Genomic DNA, 23629 nt, shown 5'->3' with positions numbered 1-23629 from the left:
CGCCTCGCGCGGCTCGGTGTGCGGCCGGCCGCAGCGGCCCTGCCCCGCCACCCAGCCGGGCGAGGCGCCGCCACTACGATCGCCGACCATGGACTGGGTCGAGCGCACCGCGCAGTTGAGGCAGTGGACGAGGAGCGGGGCACGGGCTCCGCACAAGCCGCTGCTGTTCCTGTACGCGCTCAGCCGGTTCCAGCAGGCCGCCGATGACGAGCTGCGGTACAGCGCCGTGGAGGAGGACCTGCGGGGGCTGCTCGTCGCCTACGGTCCCGCGAACCGGACGACGCCCGCCTATCCCTTCCATCACTTGGTGAGTGACGGCGTGTGGGAGGTCCGCACCGAGCGCGGGCCGGGCAGCCCGGGGACCGGGGTCGGGGAACTGCGCAGCTCCGGCGCCGCGGGGCGGCTGGCGCCCGAGCTGCGGGCGGCGCTGCGGCGGGAGCCGTCCCTCCTCGGCCGGATGGCACGGGTGCTGCTCGATCTGAACTTCCCGCCCTCCCTCCACGGCGAGCTGTGCGAGGCCGTCGGCCTGGAGCTGGAGGAGGCCGGGACCGGGCTGATCCCGGCCGCACGGAGGCAACGGGACCGGCGGATGCGGGAGTTGGTCCTGACGGCGTACGAGTACCGGTGCGCCTTCTGCGGGTACGACGGCAGGATCGGCGCGATGCCGGTCGGGCTCGAAGCCGCCCATGTGCGCTGGTGGGCGTTCGACGGACCGGACGACATCGAGAACGGGCTGTGCCTGTGCTCGCTGCACCACAAGCTGTTCGACAAGGGCGTGCTGGGTCTCGGCGAGGGCCACCGCATCCTGGTCTCGCAGAGCTTCGTCGGCCACAGCGCCGCCGCCCGTGACCACGTCATCACGCTCGCCGGCCGTCCGCTCATCGGCCCCCAGCCGGGCGCCCGCCCCATCGCCGCCGCCCACCGTTCCTGGCACACCAGCCAGGTCTTCCACGGCAGCCCACGTCCCGCCGCGACCGCCTGAGCGCCGGTCCGGGGAGTGACGGATCCCGCCGGAATGTTCGACACTCGCACGTGGATGCGCGCGATGGCGGGTGGGCGGCAGCCGTTCTCGGACAAGGTCGCCCTATTGGCGACGGAAGCGTCCGTCCCGGCGTAGAACTCAAGAGAGCGGGCGAGGCCGACGAGGCCGCGTACTGGGCGGCGGGGAAGGCGACGAGTGCTGTCGGACGAGACGTGGCGCGAGCTACGGGACCAAGGCGCGACCCGCACCTTCCGCGAACGCAGCGTGATGCTGAGACAGGGCTCTGCGGGAACGCACCTGCTCGCCCTCACCGACGGCCTCGTCAAGGTCGTGTGCCGGGAACCGGGCGGAGTCGTGACCTGGCTGGCCTTCCGGGGGCCGGGCGACCTGCTGGGAGAGGTGTCCGTCTTCAACGGCACCCCACGCACAGCGGAAGTGGTAGCGCTCACCCCCTGCTCGGCTGTCGTGCTGGAGGCCGAGCGTTTCCGCCGGTACATCGAACAGCGCGGGCTCGTCATGGACTTGATGCGCCAGGCGTTCTCCCGACTGCGGGAGTCCGATGCGCACCGCGCCGAGCTGCTGACTCTGCCGCTGATCGTCCGGCTGGCGCGCACGCTGCTGCGACTGGCCGAACTCACCGCTCCCGGCAACGAGTCGGACGGCGTACGGCTGACCGGCCTGAGCCAGGAGGAGATCGCCCAAGCGATCGGAGTGACCCGCAACGCAGTCATCACCGGACTGCAACGGCTGCGGGAGTCCGGTGCGGTGGAGACAGCCCGCAGAACGATCGTCATCAGGGACATAAGAGTGCTGCGCGCCTGGGCAGCGGCCGCACAGGAGATGACCTCGTCGCCCTTATCGCCGTCCCCGGCTCGTTGAAGGCACCCCCACCGCAGCGGTGGCCATCGCCTGAGCTCCCCGCGTTGTGATGTGGAACACCATGGGAGTGCCCAGCGCTGTGCACTCCGCCGAACGGAACCGGCGGAACCTCGGATCAGCCGGTCACCGGCCTTCGCCACCGTTTCCGAGGAGCCCGCACATGTCCACGCCCGTCCCCGCTCCGTACTCCGAGAGCCGACCGCTGCCTCCCTACCAGGCCCTGTTCGCCGTCGACGCAAAGGACTTCACCGGCCTTCCCGCCGTGCAGCACGGACCGGTGAGCCAGTTGATCCCCGAACTCGTCGACCAGGCCCTGGAGCGAGCCGGGCTCAGCGAACTGCGCCACTCCAAGCGGTTTCCCGCCAACACCGGGGACGGCGTGGTGTTCGGCTTCGATCCGGCGTTGCTCCCCTTTGTCCTCTGGCCGTTCCTTGGCGTGCTGGACGATATCCTCGGCGCGTACAACCGTCAGAGCGTGGGCCCCCGCATCCGGCTCCGGGCCAGTGTTCACGTCGGTCCGTTGCCGGACGGGAACGGCCCCGGCGACGGCAACGGAACCGCCCGCAACGACACGCACCGGCTGCTGGACTCGCGTCCGGTCAAAGCCATCCTGAGCGCGGCGAGCGATCAGGTCACCCACCTGGCGGCAGTCGTCTCCCAGCGCGTCTACGAGGACGTAGTGCTCGGCGGGTACACCGGACTGCACCCCGATCGCTGCGTGGAGGTCCCCGCCACCGTGGAGGGGAAGAACTTCTCGCAGCGGGCATGGCTGTACGTCCCGTCGCCGTCCGGAAACCTCGTGCAAGCCGGTGTGCGACCGCGTGAGGAATCCGTAGCACCGAACGACACCTCCGCCGACCGGGAACAGGACCCGGCGACCTCGCCCGGTCCGTACTACAGCGGCAACACGCAGCATGTGGGCGAGGGCGCCGCCGTCATGGGGAGCGTCGGGCGGGACATCACGTACACGGGCGGTTCCACCTCGTACCGCGGTACCAATCAGCACTGGGGCGGCGGCGACAACGTGGCGGGCGACAAGCGGGTCGGTGGCGCCGGGGACCCCCGGTGAGCGCCGGCGCGGACACCTCCCCGGGTCCGGACGCCGAGGACTCTGGGGAGGGTCCCGGCCCGGGAAGCTCCTACCGCGACAACCAGCAGCGGGTGGACCAGGGCTTCGCGATCATGGGCGAAGTCACCGGCGACCTCACCGTGATGTTCGGGGCCCCGTCCGACGGTGACGTCAGCGAGCACATCCGCAAACCCCGTCTGCGGGAGGGCCCGTACCCCGCGGACGACGTGCGCGACCGTCTGCTCGGATTCGTCGAGCCGCCGACCTACGTGCAGTGCCGAAAGGCGCTGGACAGCCACATCCTGCTGCTGAGGGCCGACACCGGCACCGGCGCAAGTACGGCCGCGTTCGCACTGCTGGCGGAGCGGTACGGTGCCGACGGGATCACCGGTCTGGACTCGCCCGACGATCTGTCGCGATGGCGTCCCAAGGAGGCGCGGGGCTATCTGCTCCAGGGTCTGACCCCAGGAGCCGCCGACCTGCTCGGTGAAGTGGTGCTCACCGAGCTGGCCTCGCTGTTGCGCCGCTCGGGCGCCCATCTGGTCGTCACCCTACGGACGGAGACGGCGTTGCCCGGCGACACACTGTCCTGGCAGGTCGCACACCGCCCGCCGCCGTCGGCCGAGGTGGCCCTGAAGCGTCTCAGCACCATGACCGAGGCGGGTGAACTCAGCACCGGACAAGAGGCCGATGCGCTGCGGCACCTGGACGCGCCGGACTTCGTCGGCCACCTGGGCGCCCACCCGCTGCCGGGGGACGGTGTCGCGGTGGCGGAGGGGCTGCGCGACCTCGTCCTGACCGGGAAGTCAGCTGCGTCCCTCCTCGCCGACCTGCGGACCGGCAGCCCCGCGGCGGCGCGCAAAGCGCTCGCGGAAGCACGCGACCGGGCCGACCGGATCTCGCTGATGGCGGCGATCTCGCTGCTGCCCGACCAGGACCGTACGGTCGTCGAACGGTTCAGCGCGATCCTGCGCCCCCACATCGACGGCCGCGGCGGCGCGGCACCGGCGGTGGCCGTGGGACCTGGGCACGGCGAGGGGGCGATGGCCCGTCACGACCTGCTCGGGCCCGCATTCGAGGACCGGCTGGCGGCCGTCGGCGCGCGCCTGCTGCCACCCCAATACGGAGCGGCGCAGCGCTATCCGGTCCAGCCGGTCGACTTCTCCGGACGGCACCGGGCGGATGCCCTGCTCCGGTCGCTGTGGCTGGAGTACGAGGGCATGGCGGGCCTGCTGTGGAAGAGCCTGGACGAGTCTCCGCACCAGCCCGGCGTCGAACTGGCGGCGGGCGAGGCGATCGGGAGGGTACTGGCCCACGCGACCGGGCCGGACACCCTGCGCCAACTGCACCCCTTCGCCGCGTCGGACAAGCGCTGGCGCCGCCGCCTGGTGGCCAACGCGCTCGGGGAGATGGTCCAGCACCCCGCTCTCACCGGAGCAGTACGGGAGCAGTTGCGGCAGTGGAGCCGGGCCGCGCCCGTCGCTCTCCGCTGCACCGTGGCCGAAACCTGCGGGGGCAGTTACGGTCTGGCCCGCCCCGCCGCCGCTCTGAAGCTTCTGGACACCGTGCTCGACAAACCGGGCGAGAAACTGGAGGTCCCGTTGCGTACTGCGGTGTCCTTCGCTCTCAGCGCCCTTCTTTTCGAGGACGCGAACTGTGCCCCCGTCCTCGACCTCCTGCGGGAGTGGCAGAGGGCCGGTCCGGGCACACCACGTCATGGTCTGGCCGTTCACGCTGTCGAATCGATGAGCAGGGCTTCCTTCCCCCTGCCCAGCGCGCCGGGTGTGCGTCGTGTGAGTCTCGCCGACCTGCTCGCGGACCACACCGGGAGGATCTTGGACCTCGTGGTCGCCGCCCTGGACGACCCTGCCACCCACGAGGCGATGGCGTCGTGCCTGGACCGGATCGAGAGCGACCCGGGTCCACGGCACCGGACGGCCTTCCCGCATTTCCTCGCCGCGCTCTCCGGCACGGCCCGCGGCCACCGCGGCGTCATGCGTTTCGTCCTGCGTCGCCATCGCGCCCGTTCGGGCTCCCCCGCAGAAGGGTTCGCCTCATGACCGGTCCGCTCATCACGCCTCTGGCCTCCTCACCGACCTGGCAGCTGTTCCGCCACCGGCTCGGTTCCGCGGACAACCGAGCCCTGGTGTTTCTCGCGGACGGCGAGGATGACGCCATGCTGCCGCCCCGCAGCGGCGACCACTGGGGATACCCGCGGCCGACAGCACGTGGGGTACGTCAGGGGGACTTCTTCGACATCGTGTGGGTCTCGCTCGCAGAACGGCGGATCTCGGTCGACATCCCGCGCCGACCGCCGAAACCCCCCGCCCGGTATACGGTCGCCTGGAAGATCAGCAACCCGGTCGTCGCGGCGAGGAGCCAGATCACCGAGGAACAGGCCCGCCACCTGGTGGTCGGCCACATCAGTGACCACGCCACGCTGCCCGGCACCGCCGACCCCTTGCGGAGGCCTCCGCCCCATTTCGGTACGACCGAGATCGAACCGCCCGGCCAACCACGGGTGATCGACGGCTACGGCCTCACCTACTGGTTCCTGGATCCGCCGGCCGCGCTGCTGCCCACCACCGGCGCCGGTGCGGAACTGACCCTTCCGCCAGGCTTCGGCGAGGCCCACCGTGAGGCCTACCGCTTCTACCGGGAGGTTGTCGCGGGCGGACCCGTCGGCCTGGCCGCCTTCTGGCTGCTGCAACAGCCGGAGCAGGCGCGGGACGTGCTCGACTGGACGGTGACCCATCGGAGCCTGCTCTCCGACCGGAACGACTGGGAACACACCCTCGCGGCGGCGCTCAAGTCGCTGACACCGGAGGACCGGGGTTTCGTCGGTGCCAACATGGCACGGGTCCTGAGCGACGTGGGGGTCCCGCAGGGCGACGAGGTGCTGCGCCGGATCAGCGACACCGGTGCGGCGGGGGACGGGAGCGACCCGTTCGGGGATCGTCGGTGACAGTACGTAGCCGCGGGCCGGTACCACCGGGAACGGGCCGCAGCGGCCGGGCTCGTCGCCACATGACGATCGCCGGGCTGGAATTCCTCATGCAGGTGGGCGCCGACGCTGTTCGCGGCGTCGCTACCTGTCACGTGCATGGGCATCGGCAGAACCGCCACGTGTCCCGGTGACCCCACTGAGGGCCCTCCAGAACCGTACGAAGCGTCGGGGGCGGGGGGCTCTTCGCTCTGCGATGGCCGGGTACGCCCGGACGAGCTGCTCGGCCAGGTAGACGGAGTCCTGCCGAACATTCCGGTAGTCGAATCTGAGGTACTGAAGGACGGCGAGTCCCTTCAGCGGGTTCGGGAGATCATCCTCACGCAGACGATCGACTCCGGACAACAGCACCGGAATGACCGTCCGTTCATATCTCAGAGCCCCTTCGATCTCCCTCAGGACCCAATCGGAGGAAGGCGAAGATTCGCCGTTGTCGCTATCGCCGTTGTCGCTGTCGAATCTGCCCAGCCACCCGTCGTCCACGATGACCAGCATCACACCACAGCCACGCACGGCCTCAAGAAGGGACTTCTCGTAGTCCGAGCCCGCCGTGATGGACTTCGCTGCCCGAAATACCCGCGCTTCCCCGAAGCGCCTGGACAGCAACTCATCGAGAAGGGCCGCCGCGTAAGCGCCGCCCTCCCTGCGGTAGTTGATGAATATATGAGCCATTTCCCCCCGCCTTCCTCGCAAACCTCCCACCGCGACCCCGTGCGCAAGCTCAACTGCGCCTCCGACCAAGGGCCGTTGACGGACGAACACGCCGACAACGCTCCCCGGACAGACGGGGACGGGTGATCCACTACAACCGTCCCGTGGCGCTGTGAGTCTGTCGAGTCGTCCAGCCGCCCTCCGGTCTGCACGTATGCCACCTGGACCGGGATCTCTCACCGCGAAGGAACGCTCAACGATGCCCATAAGACACCTGCTGCGCACCTCGGCCGCCTCCGTGACCCTTACCGCCACGCTGCTCGTCGCCGGTGGCGCCGAGGCGGCCGGTATCCCGTCCACGTGGGAGGTCTCCCTCTCCGGGGACGGCCCTGCCGGGTCCCTGATGTCGGTCTCCTCCGTCGATGACGGACTGGCCTGGGCCGTCGGCCGGAAGGAACAGCACGGCGTCATCATGCGCTGGGACGGGTCGGCGTGGAACGAGGACACCGCCCCGGGGCTTCCCGACGTCTGGCAGTGGTCGTCGGTCAGCGCGGTGTCCGCCGACGACGTCTGGGCCTACGGCACGCGGAACAGGGATCAGGTGCTCGCGCATTTCGACGGTGAGCGCTGGAGCAGCGTTCCCACCGCCGGACCGGCCGACGAGTCCTGGCCCGAGGTGCCGATCGATGCCGTTCCCGGGCGGCTGTTCAAGGGCGGCAATGCCCTCTACACCTACGCCGACGGCGCCTGGAAGACCTTCGCGCTGCCGCGCCTGGTCGACATCCGCGACATCGACGCCCTGTCCGCGGACGACGCCTACGCGACCGGCATGCGGTACCCGGTGAAGGGCGGGCACCCGGTGACCTACCACTGGGACGGCACGACCTGGACCCTGATGGACCAGCCGCCCGTGCGGGCCGGTACGGACACCGCCGAGATCGCCGCGGAGTCCCCCGACAGCGTCTACGTGGCCGGGTGGGCCGACGACCCCGACGCCGGTCCGCCCGTCCCGGCCGTCGCGCACTGGAACGGCGCCCGCTGGGAGGACGTCACGGGCTCGCTCACCGGCCTCTACGTCCACGCGATCGCGCCCGACGGCCGCGGCGGTCTCTGGGTCACCGGTAACGACCAGGCCGAACCCGCCGCCTCTGGGCCGGTCTTCTGGCACTACGACGGCACCACCTGGACCAAGGGGACCGGTGCGTCGGCACCCGACGGCGCCACCGAGTGGCCGTCCTACTCCTTCTACGATCTGGCGCCGGCCGGAAGCACCGGCGCCTTCTGGGCCGTCGGCGACTACACCACCCCCATGGACACCCACGGTGACCAGCAGGTCAATGGCCTGATCGAGCGGTCCACGGAGCTCACGCCGGCGACGACGGCCCGCCGCTGAAGGGTCCGGCAGGTCGGCGAAAGCCCGAACCCCCCGGCGGCCGGCTCGCGGCCCGGCCGCCGTCCGGGATCCCGTATACGAGATCCTGACGTCAACTACGGCTGGATTCAGCCGCCTTGACTCGGTTTCGGACAACGATGGGCGTCTCGTGCCTCGGAGACAACCCCGGGAGTGCCGTACGTCATCTCTCACAGGCGGGAGACAGTTTCGTCATCGCATCCGGTGCGGCACTGTCCGTCCACCGTCCCATCAGGCACTCGGAAGTACGAGGAATGATGACCAGATCCCACCAGGCCCGTCTGTCGCGTTCGGCCATCGCCGCAGCAGCGGCCATCGCCGTGACCGCGGGCGTCGTCGCCGCAGCACCCGACGCCAAGACGGCCGAGCCCACGCCGAAGCTCAGCCTGATCGCCGCTTCCACTTCGGTGACCCTCGATTCGTGGAAGGAGGACCCCGGCGTCTACCTGGACCTCGGCACGTACGTCACCGCCGAGAACGGTCCTCTCGAACTCAAGGTGAGCCGTAAGTCCTACAAGGACCCGATCATCGCGAAGCAGATCATCCGGGACGGGAAGGGCAAGCAGACCGGGACGAAGGTTCTGCCCAAGCGTCTGCTCAAGGACTTCGCCGGGCTGCCCGATTTCGCGAAGATCACCGTCACGGACGCGGCCGGCAAGACCGTGCTGGACAAGACCGAGGCGTTCTGTCCGAACAACGCGTCCGGTCGCATCCGTCCCGACGCACCGGCCAACTCGAAGTACCCCGAGAGCTGTCCCGTGAACCCGTTCACCCTCGGTTCCGTGTGGGGTGTCGAGAACGGCTGGGCGTCCAACACCTACGCGGGCTACTACTCCACGCCGGTCCAGCTGGCCGCCGGCAAGTACACCGCCAAGGTGTCCGTGTCGAAGGCCTACCGCGATCTGTTCGGCATCGCCGACAAGCCGCAGACGATCAAGGTGACGGTCCGCGAGCGCAGTTGGGAGGAGGGCGAGGGCGTCTCGGGCTCCTCCCAGATGTCCGGGCACGACATGTCCAAGATGTCCGGACACGAGATGTCCGGCCACAGCATGCCCGGACACGGCGCGATGCGTTCGCCCGCCCCGGCGGCCGCGACGAGCGGTGCCGGTCCCTCGTACAACGTGGGTCACGGGCCCTACGCCCCGGCGCCGCCCGCCCTGCCGTGGGCGCTCAAGAAGGCCGCCCTCAAGTCCGCGCAGGCGGGTGACGTGGCCGGGCGTACCGACGGGTCGCGCAAGGCGCCCGCCGCCCAGCCCAACGCGAAGCGGCCCACCGGCAAGGCGACCGTGCCCGACGTTCCCAAGCCGGACCTCCGGTCGCTGCCCGCCTACGGCATCACCGTCAGCGACGGGTACGAAGAGGTACCGGGCAAGGACTACCTCGCCTTCAGCGCCAACGTGTGGAACGCGGGCCCCGCGAAGCTCGTCGTGGACGGCTTCCGCGCTCCGGGCAAGGAGCTGATGGACGCGTACCAGTACTTCTACGACGCCAAGGGCAAGCAGATCGGGTACACCCCGACCGGCACCATGGAGTGGGACCCGCGCCCCGGCCACGAGCACTGGCACTTCACCGACTTCGCCAGCTACCGGCTGCTGAAGGAGGACAAGAAGGAGACCGTGCGCAGCGGCAAGGAGGCGTTCTGCCTCGCCAACACCGACGCGGTCGACTACACGGTGAAGAACGCCAACTGGCACCCGGAGAACACCGACCTGTCCACCGCGTGCGGCCAGGAGAACTCGATCTCCGTCCGCGAGGTGCTCGACATCGGCTCCGGTGACACGTACACCCAGGACCTGCCCGGCCAGTCCTTCGACATCACCGGCCTGGCGAACGGCACCTACTACATCCAGGTGCTGGCCAACCCGGAGAACCGGCTCAAGGAGACCGACCTCACCAACAACAGCGCCCTGCGCAAGGTCGTCCTGGGCGGTAAGCCCGGCGCCCGTACGGTGACCGTCCCCGCGCACGACCGGGTGGACGCCAACTAACGCCACCCCGAAGCCGGCCAACGGCGACCAACACCCCACAGGTGCGGCCCCCTGGACTTCGGTCCCGGGGGCCGTATCCGTATCCGCGCCCGTATCCGCGCCCGTATCCGCGCCCGTATCCGTACGCGGGCCGCGTGGGGTCAGTTCCTCGGGTGGCGCCCGGTGATCCGGCCCTGGGCATCCGCCTCCAGGAACGCCTTGCCCGCCTTGCCCGTCACCGATACCCGGACGGTCAGGTCCCGTCCCCCCGACGCCGGCTCGACGTCGATGCGCCATGCCTCGGGGTCACGTACGCCCAGGGTGTTCCGGGCCTCGCGCACCAGGCCGGGGAACAGTTCGTACGGGAGCGTGCGCAGGTCGATGGACCGGGCCCCGTTCTTCGGGCCGCCGGTCTCGCCGCTCACCGCCATGCGGTGCTCCTCGATGCCGAGTTCGGCCACGCTCGGCGTGCCCACCCGGTCCGTCAGTGATTCGGCGGTGTCGCGCATCCTGCCGATGTCCAGCATCGACGCCGAGGGCCCCGAGACCGTCGTGGACGACGAGAAGGTACTTGTCGAGGACGAGTGCGAAGAAGAGGACGAGGAAGAGGGAGAGGAACCGGGGCGGGTCTCGGAGTCGTCGAACAGCTCGCCCCGGAGCAGCAGAATCACGGCCACCACGCCGAGCAGCAGCCCCACCAGGCCGATGAAGCAGTTCGATCCCGCCTTCTTCCGCCGGTCCTTCTCCCGGGTGAACTCGGGCGCGGAGTCCACCCTCGCCGTCTCCGCCCGCCGCAGCCACTCCGGCGACGGCCTGGTGACGATCTCGACCTCCCACGGCGCGTCGGGGCGGTACTCGACGACCGTCATACCCCTCGGCCGGTAGGTGGGGATGTCAACGAGGTTGATCGGCTGGTCGACCGTGACCCGGTACGCCGCTCGGTCGTCCGGGGCGACCGTGAGATCGAACCTGACCGGGACGTCCGCCGTCTCGCCGCCGGTGGCGCGCAGGTCCTCGATCAGCGCCAGCGCCGTGCGGGTGGCCGCGGTGCCCTTCCCGGCCTCCCTACGGCGCTCCAGGACGAGCAGCACCACGACGGTGAGCACCAGGAGCCCGGCGCCCGTCACGAAGACGGGCACGCTCTTGATGATCACCGCGCAGACCATGCACGCCAGCGCGGCACCGGTCGTCCCCCCGGCCAGGAATCCGCGGATCTGGGCTATCGGCCCCGCGGTGTCTTCCCGCCCGGCAACTGTGTTCCCCATGGCGGTGATTCTGCCGTGCCGGAGGGGGTACGGCGGTGGGTTCGGCCGGGCCGGGCCGAATCTCCCGGCCCGGCCGACTCCGGATCAGTCCTCGCCCTCCAGGTTGCCTTCCGTCTCCAGGAAGACCTGGCGCAGCGCTTCGAGCACCGCCGGGTCGGGCTTGGCCCACATCCCGCGCGACTCGGCCTCCAGGAGGCGTTCCGCGATGCCGTGCAGGGCCCACGGGTTGGCCTGCTGGAGGAACTCGCGGTTCGTCGGGTCCAGGACGTACGTCTCGGTGAGCTTGTCGTACATCCAGTCGGCGACCACGCCCGTCGTCGCGTCGTACCCGAAGAGGTAATCGACGGTCGCGGCCAGTTCGAAGGCGCCCTTGTAGCCGTGGCGGCGCATCGCCTCGATCCACTTGGGGTTCACGACGCGGGCGCGGAAGACGCGGGACGTCTCCTCGACCAGGGTGCGGGTGCGGACCGTCTCCGGGCGGGTGGAGTCGCCGATGTACGCGGCCGGGGCGGTGCCCTTCAGCGCGCGCACGGTGGCGACCATGCCGCCGTGGTACTGGAAGTAGTCGTCCGAGTCCGCGATGTCGTGCTCGCGGGTGTCGGTGTTCTTCGCGGCGACCTCGATCCGCTTGTACGCGGTCTCCATCTCCTCACGGGCGGGCCGCCCGTCGAGCTCGCGCCCGTAGGCGTAACCGCCCCACACCGTGTAGACCTCCGCGAGGTCGGCGTCCGTGCGCCAGTCGCGGGAGTCGATGAGCTGGAGCAGACCGGCGCCGTACGTACCGGGCCGGGAGCCGAAGATACGGGTGGTGGCGCGGCGTTCGTCGCCGTGCTCGGCCAGGTCCGCCTGCGTGTGGGCGCGTACGTAGTTCTGCTCGGCCGGCTCGTCGAGCGAGGCGGCGAGCCGTACGGCGTCGTCCAGCAGACCGATGGTGTGCGGGAACGCGTCGCGGAAGAAGCCGGAGATGCGCAGCGTGACATCGATGCGGGGGCGGCCCAGTTCCTCGTACGGGATCGCCTCCAGACCTGTCACACGGCGCGAGGCGTCGTCCCAGACGGGGCGGACACCGAGCAGCGCGAACGCCTCCGCGATGTCGTCGCCCGCCGTGCGCATCGCGCTCGTGCCCCACAGGGACAGGCCGACCGAGGTGGGCCATTCGCCGTTGTCGGTGCGGTAGCGCTCCAGGAGCGAGTCGGCGAGCGCCTGACCGGTCTCCCAGGCGAGCTTGGAGGGGACGGCCTTCGGGTCGACGGAGTAGAAGTTGCGGCCGGTCGGCAGCACGTTGACCAGGCCGCGCAGCGGGGAACCGGACGGACCCGCCGGGACGAAGCCGCCGTTCAGCGCGTGGACGGCGTGGGCGAGTTCGTCGGTCGTGGCGGCGAGGCGCGGTACGACCTCATGGGCGGCGAAGTCGAGGATGTCGGCGACGGCCCGCGGGTGTCCGGCGGCCACGGTCGCGACGGCGGCCGGGTCCCAGTCCGCGTCCTCCATCGCCTGGACCAGGGCGCGGGCCTGCTCCTCGATCTCGTCGGCGGCGGTGCGGGTGGCGGCGGACTCGTCGAGACCGAGCGCCTCGCGCAGGCCGGGCAGGGACGCCGTACCGCCCCAGATCTGGCGGGCGCGCAGGATCGCCAGGACCAGGTTGACGCGGTCCTGACCGGCGGGTGCGGTGCCCAGGACGTGCAGACCGTCGCGGATCTGGACGTCCTTGATCTCACAGAGCCAGCCGTCGAGATGCATGATGAAGTCGTCGAAGCCCTCGTCCTCGGGGCGGTCCTCCAGCCCCAGGTCGTGGTCGAGCTTCGCCGCCTGGATCAGGGTCCAGATCTGGGCGCGGATCGCCGGGAGCTTCGCCGGGTCCATCGCGGCGATCTGGGCGTGCTCGTCGAGCAGCTGTTCCAGCCGTGCGATGTCGCCGTAGCTGTCCGCACGGGCCATCGGCGGTACGAGGTGGTCGACCAGGGTGGCGTGGACGCGGCGCTTGGCCTGCGTACCCTCGCCCGGGTCGTTGACCAGGAACGGGTAGACGAGCGGGACATCGCCCAGGGCCGCGTCCGGGCCGCAGGACGCGGACAGGCCCGCGTTCTTGCCGGGCAGCCACTCCAGGTTGCCGTGCTTGCCGAGGTGGATCATCGCGTCGGCGCCGAACCCGTTGTCCTCGGCGGACGCCGCGATCCAGCGGTACGCGGCCAAGTAGTGGTGCGAGGGCGGCAGATCGGGATCGTGGTAGATCGCGATCGGGTTCTCGCCGAAGCCGCGCGGCGGCTGGATGAGGATGAGCAGGTTGCCGCGGCGCAGGGCCGCGAGCACGATGTCGCCCTCGGGGTTGGCGGACCGGTCCACGAACATCTCGCCGGGCGCCGGGCCCCAGTGCTGCTCGACGGCCCCGCGCAGATCGGCGGGGAGCGTGGCGAACCAGCGGCGGTAGTCGGCCGCCGGGATGCGGACCGGGTTGCGGGCCAGCTGCTCCTCGGTGAGCCAGTCCTGGTCGTGACCGCCCGCGTCGATCAGCGCGTAGATCAGTTCGTCGCCGTCGCCGGAGACGAGGCCGGGGATCGCGTCCTCGGGGCCGAAGTCGTAGCCCTCGGCGCGGAGCCGGCGCAGCAGGGCGACGGCGCTGGCCGGGGTGTCGAGGCCGACGGCGTTGCCGATCCGGGAGTGCTTGGTCGGGTACGCGGACAGCACGAGCGCGATCCGCTTCTCCGCGTTCGGGATGTGGCGGAGCCTGGCGTGCCGTACGGCGATTCCGGCGACCCGGGCGGCACGTTCGGGGTCGGCGACGTACGCGGGCAGCCCGTCCTCGTCGATCTCCTTGAAGGAGAACGGCACGGTGATCAGGCGGCCGTCGAACTCCGGCACCGCGATCTGGGTGGCGGCGTCCAGCGGGGAGACGCCCTCGTCGTTCTCCTCCCAGGCGGCACGGGCACTGGTGAGGCAGAGCGCCTGGAGGACGGGGACGTCGAGACCGGTCAGCGCGCCCGCGTCCCAGGACTCGTCGTCGCCGCCCGCGGACGCCTCGGCGGGACGGGTGCCGCCCGCCGCGAGAACGGTCGTCACGATGACGTCGGCGGCGCGGAGTTCGTCGATCAGCTCGGGCTCGGGGGTACGCAGCGAGGCCACGTACAGCGGGAGGGGCCGGGCGCCCGCGTCCTCCACGGCCGTGCACAGGGCCTCGACGAACGCGGTGTTCCCGCTCATGTGGTGGGCGCGGTAGTAGAGCACCGCGACGGTGGGCGCGGACGCGGGGACCTGCCGGGCGGTCCGCTCCAGCGGGCCCCACGCGGGGGCCGGGGCGGGCGGCTCGAAGCCGTGGCCGGTGAGCAGCACGGTGTCGGACAGGAACCGGGCCAGCTGGTCGAGGTTGGCGGGGCCGCCGTGCGCCAGGTAGGCGTGCGCCTCGGCGGCGATGCCGATGGGGACGGTGGAGGCGGCCATCAGCTGGGCGTCCGGGGCCTGCTCGCCGGTCAGGACCACGACCGGGCGGCCGGTGGCCAGCAGCTGGTCGAGTCCCTCCTGCCAGGCGCGTACGCCGCCGAGGAGACGTACGACGACGAGGTCCACGCCGTCCAGGAGCTGCGGAAGGCCGTCCAGCGGGAGCCGGGAGGGGTTGGCGTAGCGGTAGCTGACCGGGCCGTCGGAGGCGCGGGCGCTCAGAAGGTCGGTGTCGGACGTCGACAGGAGCAGAATCATGCTGCGTCTTGGCCTTCCTCGGGGTGTCCACGCCCCGGGCGGTGTCGGAATCGGGTTCCCCTGCTCGAACGGGGTCGAGCACTGCGGGGAAGGGAGTTCCTGACTCGCCCGGCCGGGGTGTCGGCCGGGCTCACAGTGGCGGGACCGCGCCGGATTCTCACCGGGCTTCCTCCCCTGTCGCCGTCTGGCGATGGCGGACCGAACGGGCCGCCGTTCTGCATCCTAAGCGGGTGGGGTGCGGCGGTGAATGGGCGCGGGTGCGGAAGGCCGGTGGGCAGGGGTGCGGGGCGGGGCTCCCCTCAGCCGGTGGGCAGGGGTGCGGGGCGGGACGGCAGGGGTGCGGGGCGGGGCTCCCCTCAGCCGGTGGGCAGGGGTGCGGGCGCGGATGCGGAACGCCGGTGGGCAGGGAGCGCGGCACGGAACGGAACACCGGTCGGCAGGAAGCGCGGGGCGGGACGCAACACCGGTGGGCCGGGGGGCGGGCGCGGAGTCGTACGTCACAGGGAGTCGGCGGTGGGCGGTCGGTATGCTCGCCGCCATGTCCGATTCCGCCCCCTCGCCCCGATCCACGGGCGCCCTCCCCGTCCCGAGCGGTGGCGACGCCTGCCCGGGAACCCTGAGGCTGCACCGGGCGGACGACGGTGCGCTGGCGCGGGTCCGGCTGCCCGGCGGAGTGCTGACCACCGCTCAGGCCGAGGCCCTTCTGGCGGCGGCCGGGCGGTTCGGGGACGGTGAGCTGCATCTCACCTCACGGGGCAACGTCCAACTGCGCGGACTCGGTCCGGGCTGCGGAGCCGAGCTGGCCGGTTCGCTGGGCCGCGCCGGGCTGTTGCCCTCCGACGCGCACGAGCGGGTGCGCAACATCGTCGCCTCGCCGCTCTCCGGACTCGACGGCCGCGGGCTCCCGGACATCCGTTCCTGGCTGACCGGGCTGGACGCGGCGCTCTGCGGGAGCGAGCACGCGACGGGGCTCTCGGGCCGCTTCCTGTTCGCCCTGGACGACGGCCGCGGCGATGTGGACGCCCTCGGCGCCGATGTGACCCTGATCGCGGACGGCGGGAGCGCGCTGCTGCGGGTCGGGAGCGACGACGCCGTGTTCCGGGTGCCCGCCGCCGACGCCCCCCGCGCCGCGCTCCTCGCCGCCGAGGCGTTCCTCGGCCCGGCCCGCGAGTCCGGTGCCTGGCGGGTGAAGGACCTGCCCGACGGCGCCCGCGCCGCGCTGCCGGGTGAGGTCGCGCGGCGGGTCGGCCCGGTGGGCCCGGCCGTCCACCGTGCCCGCCCGCCCGCCGCACACCCCCCGGCCCCGGGCCCCGTGACCGGACCGCACGGGCTCACCGCGCTCTGTGCCGGGGTGCCGCTCGGCCGGCTCGCCCCCGCACAGTGGCGGTTGCTCACCGAGGTCGCGCGGCGCGGCTCCGGCGAACTGCGGCTCACCCCGTGGCGCGGGGTCGTCCTCCCCGGGCTCGCCGAAGCGGATGCCGCCGAGGCGCTCCGTACGCTCGCCGGCGCCGGGCTGATCACCGGGCCCGACTCCCCCTGGACCGGTGTGGGCGCCTGTATCGGGCACCCGGGCTGCGCGAAGTCGCTCGCCGATGTGCGGGCCGAGGCGGGGGCCGCCGTCGGACCGCTCGGCCGGCTACCTGTGTACTGGTCCGGGTGCGAACGCCGGTGCGGCCATCCGCACGGGGAGTGGATCGACGTGGTGGCCACTGGCGACGGGCACCGGATCTCCCATGTGCGGGGGGACGGGCGCGAGGCTCCGGTGACGGTCCGGGACGATCCGGCCGCGCTCGCCGCCGCGGTCGCCGCGGCCCGCGCCTGAACCGTGCCGGCCCGCACGCACCGTCATTCGGCAGCTGTACCTGTTCCCGTATCCCTATCCGTATCCCTTTCCGCGGATGAAGAAGAAAGCGACAGCACTGTGCATCAGTACGAGAAGGACGGACCGGCGATCTACCGCCAGTCCTTCGCCACCATCCGCGCGGAGGCGGATCTGGCCGGGCTGCCCGCCGATGTGAGCCAGGTCGCCGTCCGGATGATCCACGCCTGCGGCATGGTCGACCTCGTACGCGATCTCGCTTTCTCCCCGGACGCCGTGGCCCACGCCCGTACGGCGCTGCGCTCCGGCGCTCCCATCCTGTGCGACGTGGCCATGGTCGCCAGCGGGGTCACCCGCAAGCGGCTCCCGGCCGGCAACGACGTGGTGTGCACCCTGTCCGACCCGTCGGTGCCGGAGCTCGCCGCGAAGATGGGCACCACGCGCAGCGCCGCCGCCCTGGAGCTGTGGCGCGACCGGATGGAAGGCGCCGTCGTCGCCGTCGGCAACGCGCCCACCGCGCTCTTCCGGCTGCTGGAGATGATCGAGGAGGGTGCCCCGCGTCCCGCCGCCGTCATCGGCGTCCCGGTCGGCTTCATCGGGGCCGCCGAGTCGAAGGAGGCCCTGGCCGCCCACCCGTCGGGCCTGGAGCACCTGATCGTGCGCGGCCGTCGCGGCGGCAGCGCGATAGCCGCGGCCGCGATCAACGCGATCGCCAGCGAGGAAGAGTAGTGAGCGACAGCGTGAACGAGGCCGGAGCGGGCAAGGTGGACGGGTCCGGAGCAGCCGGAGTGCACGGGTCCGACGCGGGCACGGCCGGCGGGACCGGGACAGGCAGGCTCTACGGCGTGGGGCTGGGTCCAGGCGACCCGGCCCTGATGACCGTACGGGCCGTGCAGATCATCGGTGAGGCCGATGTCGTCGCGTACCACAGCGCCCGGCACGGCCGGTCCATCGCGCGGTCCATCGCGGCCGGGCACCTGCGCCCCGACCACATCGAGGAGGCGCTGGTCTACCCCGTCACGACGGAGACCACGGACCACCCGGGCGGCTACCGGGGCGCGCTGGAGGAGTTCTACGCCGAGGCCGCGGCCCGGCTCGCGGTGCACCTGGACGCCGGGCGCACCGTCGCCGTGCTCGCCGAGGGCGACCCACTGTTCTACGGCTCGTACATGCACATGCACAAGCGGCTCGCGGACCGGTACGTCACCGAGGTCATCCCCGGCGTCACCTCCGTCAGCGCGGCGGCCGCCCGGCTCGGCACCCCGCTCGTCGAGGGCGAGGAGATCCTGACGATCCTGCCCGGCACGCTGCCCGAGGAGGAGCTGACGGCCCGTCTGGCGGCCACGGACTCCGCGGTGGTGATGAAGCTGGGCCGTACGTTCCCGGCGGTGCGCCGTGCGTTCGAGGCGTCGGGGCGGCTGCCCGAGGCCCGTTACGTGGAGCGCGCCACGATGTCCGGGGAGCGCACCGGCGACCTGGCGGACGTCGAGGCCGGTTCGGTCCCGTACTTCGCGGTCGCCGTGCTGCCGAGCCGGATCGACGCGCCGCGCCCCGAGCGCGCGCCGGACTCCGGTGAGGTGGTCGTGGTCGGAACCGGCCCGGCCGGACCACTGTGGCTGACGCCCGAGACGCGCGGGGCACTGGCCGCCGCCGACGACGTGGTCGGGTACACGACGTATCTGGACCGGGTGCCGGTACGGCCCGGCCAGGCACGCCACGGCTCCGACAACAAGGTCGAGTCCGAACGCGCCGAGTTCGCCCTCGACCTGGCCCGGCGCGGGCGGCGGGTGGCGGTGGTGTCGGGCGGCGACCCGGGGGTCTTCGCGATGGCGACGGCGGTGCTGGAGGTGGCATCGCAGGACGCCTACGCGGACATCGCGGTACGGGTCCTGCCGGGGGTGACCGCGGCCAACGCGGCAGCCGCCCGCGCGGGCGCTCCGCTCGGCCACGACTACGCCACGATCTCGCTGTCCGACCGGCTCAAGCCGTGGGAGGTCATCGCGGAGCGGTTGCGCGCGGCGGCGACGGCGGACCTGGTGCTGGCCCTGTACAACCCCGGTTCGAAGAGCCGGACCTGGCAGGTCGGCAAGGCCCGCGACCTGCTGCTCGAACACCGCTCGCCGGACACCCCCGTGGTGCTCGGCCGGGACGTGGGCGGGCCGGCGGAGAGCGTGCGTACGGTGCGGCTCGCCGATCTCGACCCGGCCGACGTCGACATGCGGACCCTCCTGATCGTGGGCTCGTCGCAGACGCGGTGGGTGCGGCGGGGCCGCGAAGGACAGCAGATCGTCTGGACGCCGCGGCGGTATCCGGAGGCGTGAGGGCCGGCCGGTCAGGCCGCCACGCCACGCAGCCAGGACGCGGCCTCCTCCGGAGTGGCGGCCACCGGGACCCCCTCGGGGACGGGTGGCCGCCGGACGACGACGACCGGAATCCCGGCCTCGCGGGCGGCGGTCAGCTTCGGGGCGGTCGCGTCGCCGCCGCTGTCCTTGGTGACGAGGACGTCGACGCGGTGGCGGCGGATCAGCTCCCGTTCCCCGTCCAGGGTGAACGGGCCCCGGTCGAGCAGCACCTCCATCCGGGCCGGGCAGGGCCCTTCGGGCGCGTCCACCGAACGCATCAGGAACCACAGCGCGTCCAGCCCGGCGAAGGCCGCGAGCCCCATCCGGCCGGTCGTGAGGAACACCCGCTCGCCCAGCGCGGGCAGCAGTTCCGCCGCCTCCTCCAGTGACCCGGCCGGGTGCCACCGGTCGCCGTCGCCGGGCACCCAGCCCGGCCGGCGCAGCGCCAGCAGGGGAACATGGGCCATGGCGGCCGCCGCGGCCGCGTGGAAACTGATCGTCCCGGCGAAAGGATGGGTGGCGTCGATGAGCGCGTCCACCTGGTGCTCCCGCAGCCACGCGGCGAGCCCGTCGGTACCGCCGAAGCCACCGATGCGGACCTCGCCCGGCGGGAGCCTCGGCCCGGCCACACGCCCGGCGAGCGAACTGGTCACCCGTACGTCCCCGCCGGTGTCCTCGTTCTCCACCAGGGACTCGGCGAGGCGGCGGGCCTCCGTCGTACCGCCGAGAACGAGTACATGCATCGGAACGGTCCATCTCCATGAGCAGTGAGGCCCCCATGAACGGCGAGGCGCGGGGCAGCGAGCCGCAGGGCGGGCGCAGCGCTCAACTCAAGCACACCGGTCTGCGGCCGGGGTGGACCACCGGGGCCTGCGCGACGGCGGCGACGACGGCCGCGTACACGGCCCTGCTGACCGGCGAGTTCCCCGACCCGGTGACCATCACCCTGCCCAAGGGGCAGACGCCCGCGTTCGCGCTGGCGGTGGAGGAGCTGTCGGCCACGCCGGAGCGGGCCATGGCCGGGGTGGTCAAGGACGCGGGCGACGACCCGGACGTGACGCACGGGGCGCTGGTACGGGCCACGGTACGGAAGCTGCCGCCGGGGTCCGGGGTGGTGTTCCGCGCGGGGCCCGGCGTGGGCACGGTCACCCTGCCCGGCCTGCCGCTGGCGGTCGGGGAGCCCGCGGTGAACCCGGTGCCCCGGCAGCTGATGCGGGAGCACGTCGCCCGGGTGGCCGCGGAGCACGGCGGTACGGGGGACGTGGAGATCACGGTCTCCGTGGACCACGGCGAGGAGATCGCCCGTTCCACGTGGAACGGGCGGCTCGGCATCCTGGGCGGCCTCTCCATCCTGGGCACGACCGGCATCGTGGTGCCCTACTCCTGCTCGGCCTGGATCGACTCGATCCGGCGCGGGGTCGACGTGGCGCGTGCCGCCGGGCACACCCATGTGGCGGGCTGTACCGGCTCGACCTCGGAGAAGACCGTGGTGGCCGAGTACGGGCTGCCGGAGATCGCCCTGCTCGACATGGGGGACTTCGCGGGTGCGGTACTGAAGTACGTACGCCGTCATCCGGTGGCCCGGCTCACGATCTGCGGAGGGTTCGCCAAACTGTCGAAGCTCGCGGCCGGCCATCTGGACCTGCACTCCGCCCGCTCCCAGGTCGACAAGGGGTTCCTCGCCGATCTGGCCCGGCACGGCGGCGCGGACGAGGCCCTGGCGGCGGAGATCGCCGTCGCCAACACGGGCCTGGCGGCACTGCGCCTGTGCGAGGCGGCGGGCGTCCCGCTCGGCGACCTGGTGGCGTCCCGCGCCCGCGACGAGGCCCTGGCGGTGCTGCGGGGCGCGCCGGTCGAGGTCGACGTGATCTGCATCGACCGCGCGGGGGTGGTGGTGGGCCGGACGTAGGGCCCGCTACCGGACACCGGGTCCGCCGTGTCCACCATGTCCACCGGACGCGGCAGCGGCGAGCCGCGCCCGCCACCCTCCCGGCCCCTGCCCGGCGTCCACGGCAGCCGCCGCGTCGCCCGCGAGGTCGACGCCGAGGTCGGCGGCCCTCCTGGCGGCCCAGTGCGCCCAGGCCGCGGCCTGCTGGCACTCCGGGCACTCGGTCTCGCCCGCCATGGCCCGGAAGACGTGCTCGGGCCCAGGTCCTTCGCAGGTGACGAGCGGGGGGACGTACCGGGGAACGACGGGCCGGGAGGGCGAGACGTCGGGACGGACCGCCTTCGCCGAGGGCGAGACCTCAGCCGGACATCCGTCCGCCGCCGAGGACGGGACCTCAACGGGACACCCGTGACCCGCCGAGGGCGAGACCCCGGCGGGGCGCCCCGCCCCCACCGGGGCGACAGGACCGCGCCGCTTCCCCTCGGGCATCTTCTGCACCAGCCGGTGCCGCAGGAACCCCCCGGCGGAACGGACCCCGCCCGGTGGCAGATCGCTGGTCAGTACGCGCCGGAGCTCACCGCCGGAGATCCCGCGCCGCAGCCACTCCACCGCGTGCGCGACGAGCGCACGCGCCTCGGAGACGCCGAGATGCAGGTCACGATGGGAATGCCGCAAGGACAGCAACACCGCTTCGGCCTCAGCGACTTCGGGCGCTTCAGCCGCTTGGAGCGCTTCAGCCTCCGCGACTTCGCGCGCTTCGGGCTCTTCGGGCGGTGAGACCTGGCCATCGCTTTCCGTGTCGGCCGCTTCGGTGGGTGGGTGGGATGTGCTCTTCTCCCGTTCTTCGTCTACCGGTAGTTGGCGACCGACCGTCCGAGGGGTCGGTCGGCCGACCGTCGGAGAGTGCGTACTCGGAGGCGCACCGCTGTCGACGCCCGCTTCCCGCCACACGGCGAGGGCATCGCCGCCGGAGAGCGGCACGTTGGAGCAGAGCTGATGGGTGAGCCAGCGCCCCTGCTCCCCGGAGACCCGCCGCTCATGCACGAATCCGTGGCTGACCAGTTGTTCCTTGGCCCGCTGGAACGCCCGTCCCTTGATGCCCAGTTTCCGCGCGTGCTCGGAGAGCGGGAGGTGGTTCTGATCCTCGGGAAGCCCCTGGACGTACAGGAGGAGGACCTTCGCGTCGCTGCACAGACGCGGATGGCGCACGACGTCGTGCGAAGCCTTCGTGTAGCGCCGAACCGGCGCGATAGCATGCCAAAGCATCCCGGTGGACCTCTAGACCACTCGTGGGTGAAGGCCTCCGGACCGGTGCTCTAACACCCCCGGGGGCCGCCCCATGCACACGTACACACAGAGCGTGATGACACGATTACGGTACCGCAGCCGGGAGCACGCTGCGGACAATCCGCTCAACGCCCCGCTTCTGCCGGACATTTACTGATTCCCCACGGCCGCACCGCACCGCGCGACGCGCCTTCCAGTCAGCTCAGCGCTTTCTCGATGGCGTCGAAGATGTCGGCGTCGGTCTCACGCTGCCAGGCGGGCAGGTCGGGCCAGTCGGCCACGTAGCCCGGCTTCGGGTCGTCGAAGTGCTTGAACATCTGGGCCGTCCAGCAGGTCGCGACGAACCGGCCTCGCTGCTCGCGGGACAGCCGGGAGGTATGTGCGTCGCTGATCTCGACGAACTGGGCCACCTGTTCGTAGACCGCCCCTGCGGCTTCGCGCTCCCACTGCGGGGTGTCGTCCCACGGGGTGACGTAACCGGCCTTCGGTTCACCGGGGAAGTGCCGGTGAACTCCCGCGATCCAGGTCTCCCGGAACAGTCGCGCACCCTCGGTCTGCGACATGCCATCCCCTCTCGTCACGGCGTGCTCAGCGCGGCGATCTCCGCCCCCAGCTCCGCCACACGGTGGTCACGGCTCAAGGGACCGAACTCGTCGCACAGGCCACGGAGTCTACGTACGACGTAACCGGATCCCGAGGCGCGGGCCAGACTGATCGCCTCATTGCCGTACGCGACGACCTGCTCCTACTTCAACAGGTGATCGATTTGCCCGTCAGTGAAGCCCATCTCCGTACCACCCTGACCGCCTACCTCGACGAACACCCCGAGGAGAAGCCCGGCCTCGCACCGGTCCTGGACCTCCTGGACTCCGGCGCCGACCTCACCCTCCGCAACGAGTTCCGCGGCCATGCGACCGCCGGTGCGATCCTCTCCGGACCGGACGGGCGCATCCTTCACGTCCGCCACCTCGCCCTGGACAAGTGGCTCCTGCCCGGCGGCCATCTGGAGAGCACGGACCACACACTGCTGGACGCGGCCCTGCGGGAGCTCACCGAGGAGACCGGTATTCCCGCCGACGCGGTCACCACAGTGGACCACCGGCCCGTTCACATCGACGTCCACCCCATCCCCGCCAACGACGCCAAGGGTGAACCCGACCACCAGCACATCGACTTCCGCTTCCTCTTCCGCACCACGGCCGACGTCGGTCGGCTCCAGACCGAAGAGGTGACCGGCGCCGCATGGCGCGACGCCGGGGCCATCGGCGACCCGACCCTCCGGCAGCGCGTCGCCCAAGCCCTGCGCTGACGCCCGATCCGGCCGCCCCTGCGCCACGTCCCAAGGCGCGGTGCAGGGTGCCGGTCGGCTTCACGA

General features: G+C 71.9%; 18 protein-coding genes and 1 riboswitch. Of the genes, 12 read left to right on the top strand and 6 right to left on the bottom strand.

Features of this window, described 5'->3' with window-relative positions; genetic code table 11:
* Positions 1–88 precede the first annotated feature (88 nt).
* The 5 genes from OG251_RS20885 (at position 89) to OG251_RS20865 (ending at position 5895) form a co-directional block, all read left to right on the top strand.
* Positions 89–982 (top strand): phosphorothioated DNA-binding restriction endonuclease, encoded by an 894-nt coding sequence (locus OG251_RS20885; RefSeq protein WP_326678611.1) that lies wholly within the window; start codon positions 89–91, stop codon positions 980–982.
* Between the two features lie 195 nt (positions 983–1177).
* Positions 1178–1861: a Crp/Fnr family transcriptional regulator gene (locus tag OG251_RS20880; RefSeq protein ID WP_326678610.1), complete on the top strand. Its 684-nt coding sequence runs from the start codon at positions 1178–1180 to the stop codon at positions 1859–1861.
* Positions 1862–2021: 160 nt separating this feature from the next.
* Positions 2022–2930 carry a hypothetical protein gene (locus tag OG251_RS20875; protein ID WP_326678609.1) on the top strand — a complete coding sequence of 303 codons (909 nt, stop codon included), beginning with the start codon at positions 2022–2024 and terminating at the stop codon, positions 2928–2930.
* On the top strand, positions 2927–4990 hold the full coding sequence (locus tag OG251_RS20870; protein WP_326678608.1) for a hypothetical protein: 2064 nt from the start codon (positions 2927–2929) through the stop codon (positions 4988–4990). Before OG251_RS20875 ends, OG251_RS20870 begins: the two co-directional genes overlap by 4 nt.
* A complete protein-coding gene (locus OG251_RS20865; RefSeq protein ID WP_326678607.1) occupies positions 4987–5895 on the top strand; it encodes a hypothetical protein in 909 nt (302 codons plus the stop codon). Before OG251_RS20870 ends, OG251_RS20865 begins: the two co-directional genes overlap by 4 nt.
* Positions 5896–6018: 123 nt before the next feature.
* Here OG251_RS20865 and OG251_RS20860 read toward each other — a convergent pair whose 3' ends face one another.
* On the bottom strand, positions 6019–6606 hold the full coding sequence (locus OG251_RS20860) for a toll/interleukin-1 receptor domain-containing protein (RefSeq protein WP_326678606.1): 588 nt from the start codon (positions 6604–6606) through the stop codon (positions 6019–6021).
* A gap of 238 nt (positions 6607–6844) precedes the next feature.
* On the opposite strand from OG251_RS20860, the gene OG251_RS20855 reads away from it, so the two are divergent.
* Positions 6845–7978, top strand: coding sequence for a hypothetical protein (locus OG251_RS20855; protein ID WP_326678605.1), 1134 nt, complete (start codon positions 6845–6847; stop codon positions 7976–7978).
* A gap of 272 nt (positions 7979–8250) precedes the next feature.
* Positions 8251–9984: a lysyl oxidase family protein gene (locus OG251_RS20850; protein WP_326678604.1), complete on the top strand. Its 1734-nt coding sequence runs from the start codon at positions 8251–8253 to the stop codon at positions 9982–9984.
* A gap of 140 nt (positions 9985–10124) precedes the next feature.
* On the opposite strand, the gene OG251_RS20845 is transcribed toward OG251_RS20850, so the two are convergent.
* Positions 10125–11228: a hypothetical protein gene (locus OG251_RS20845; protein ID WP_326678603.1), complete on the bottom strand. Its 1104-nt coding sequence runs from the start codon at positions 11226–11228 to the stop codon at positions 10125–10127.
* A gap of 84 nt (positions 11229–11312) precedes the next feature.
* Complete coding sequence (gene cobN / locus OG251_RS20840; RefSeq protein WP_326678602.1) at positions 11313–14918, bottom strand: cobaltochelatase subunit CobN; 3606 nt, start codon at positions 14916–14918, stop codon at positions 11313–11315.
* A gap of 93 nt (positions 14919–15011) precedes the next feature.
* A riboswitch (cobalamin riboswitch) is annotated at positions 15012–15090 on the bottom strand.
* Positions 15091–15444: 354 nt separating this feature from the next.
* On the opposite strand from cobN, the gene cobG reads away from it, so the two are divergent.
* The 3 genes from cobG to OG251_RS20825 all read left to right on the top strand — a co-directional run bounded on the left by cobG (position 15445) and on the right by OG251_RS20825 (position 19058).
* Positions 15445–16740, top strand: coding sequence for a precorrin-3B synthase (gene cobG, locus OG251_RS20835; protein WP_326678601.1), 1296 nt, complete (start codon positions 15445–15447; stop codon positions 16738–16740).
* 99 nt (positions 16741–16839) lie between these two features.
* Positions 16840–17466: a precorrin-8X methylmutase gene (locus OG251_RS20830; RefSeq protein ID WP_266804349.1), complete on the top strand. Its 627-nt coding sequence runs from the start codon at positions 16840–16842 to the stop codon at positions 17464–17466.
* A 59-nt stretch (positions 17467–17525) separates the two neighbouring features.
* Positions 17526–19058, top strand: coding sequence for a precorrin-2 C(20)-methyltransferase (locus tag OG251_RS20825; RefSeq protein ID WP_326681338.1), 1533 nt, complete (start codon positions 17526–17528; stop codon positions 19056–19058).
* An 11-nt stretch (positions 19059–19069) separates the two neighbouring features.
* Here OG251_RS20825 and OG251_RS20820 read toward each other — a convergent pair whose 3' ends face one another.
* Positions 19070–19822 carry a cobalt-precorrin-6A reductase gene (locus OG251_RS20820; RefSeq protein WP_326678600.1) on the bottom strand — a complete coding sequence of 251 codons (753 nt, stop codon included), beginning with the start codon at positions 19820–19822 and terminating at the stop codon, positions 19070–19072.
* Between the two features lie 35 nt (positions 19823–19857).
* Here OG251_RS20820 and OG251_RS20815 point away from each other — a divergent pair, with 35 nt between their 5' ends.
* A complete protein-coding gene (locus OG251_RS20815) occupies positions 19858–20988 on the top strand; it encodes a cobalt-precorrin-5B (C(1))-methyltransferase (protein WP_326681336.1) in 1131 nt (376 codons plus the stop codon).
* A 6-nt stretch (positions 20989–20994) separates the two neighbouring features.
* Here the strand turns inward: OG251_RS20815 and OG251_RS20810 are convergent, their stop codons facing one another.
* On the bottom strand, positions 20995–22233 hold the full coding sequence (locus OG251_RS20810; protein ID WP_326678599.1) for a hypothetical protein: 1239 nt from the start codon (positions 22231–22233) through the stop codon (positions 20995–20997).
* Positions 22234–22451: 218 nt separating this feature from the next.
* Positions 22452–22817, bottom strand: coding sequence for a hypothetical protein (locus OG251_RS20805; RefSeq protein ID WP_326678598.1), 366 nt, complete (start codon positions 22815–22817; stop codon positions 22452–22454).
* A gap of 194 nt (positions 22818–23011) precedes the next feature.
* On the opposite strand from OG251_RS20805, the gene OG251_RS20800 reads away from it, so the two are divergent.
* The gene (locus OG251_RS20800; RefSeq protein ID WP_326678597.1) at positions 23012–23563 is read left to right on the top strand and encodes an NUDIX hydrolase; all 552 of its coding nucleotides are present in this window, start codon (positions 23012–23014) and stop codon (positions 23561–23563) included.
* Positions 23564–23629 lie beyond the last annotated feature (66 nt).

It is taken from the genome of Streptomyces sp. NBC_01237 (genome assembly GCF_035917275.1).
In the GTDB taxonomy this organism is placed as follows: domain Bacteria; phylum Actinomycetota; class Actinomycetes; order Streptomycetales; family Streptomycetaceae; genus Streptomyces.
Note: the sequence above shows the minus strand (reverse complement) of the source record. Positions and strands in the feature narration are given on the sequence as shown.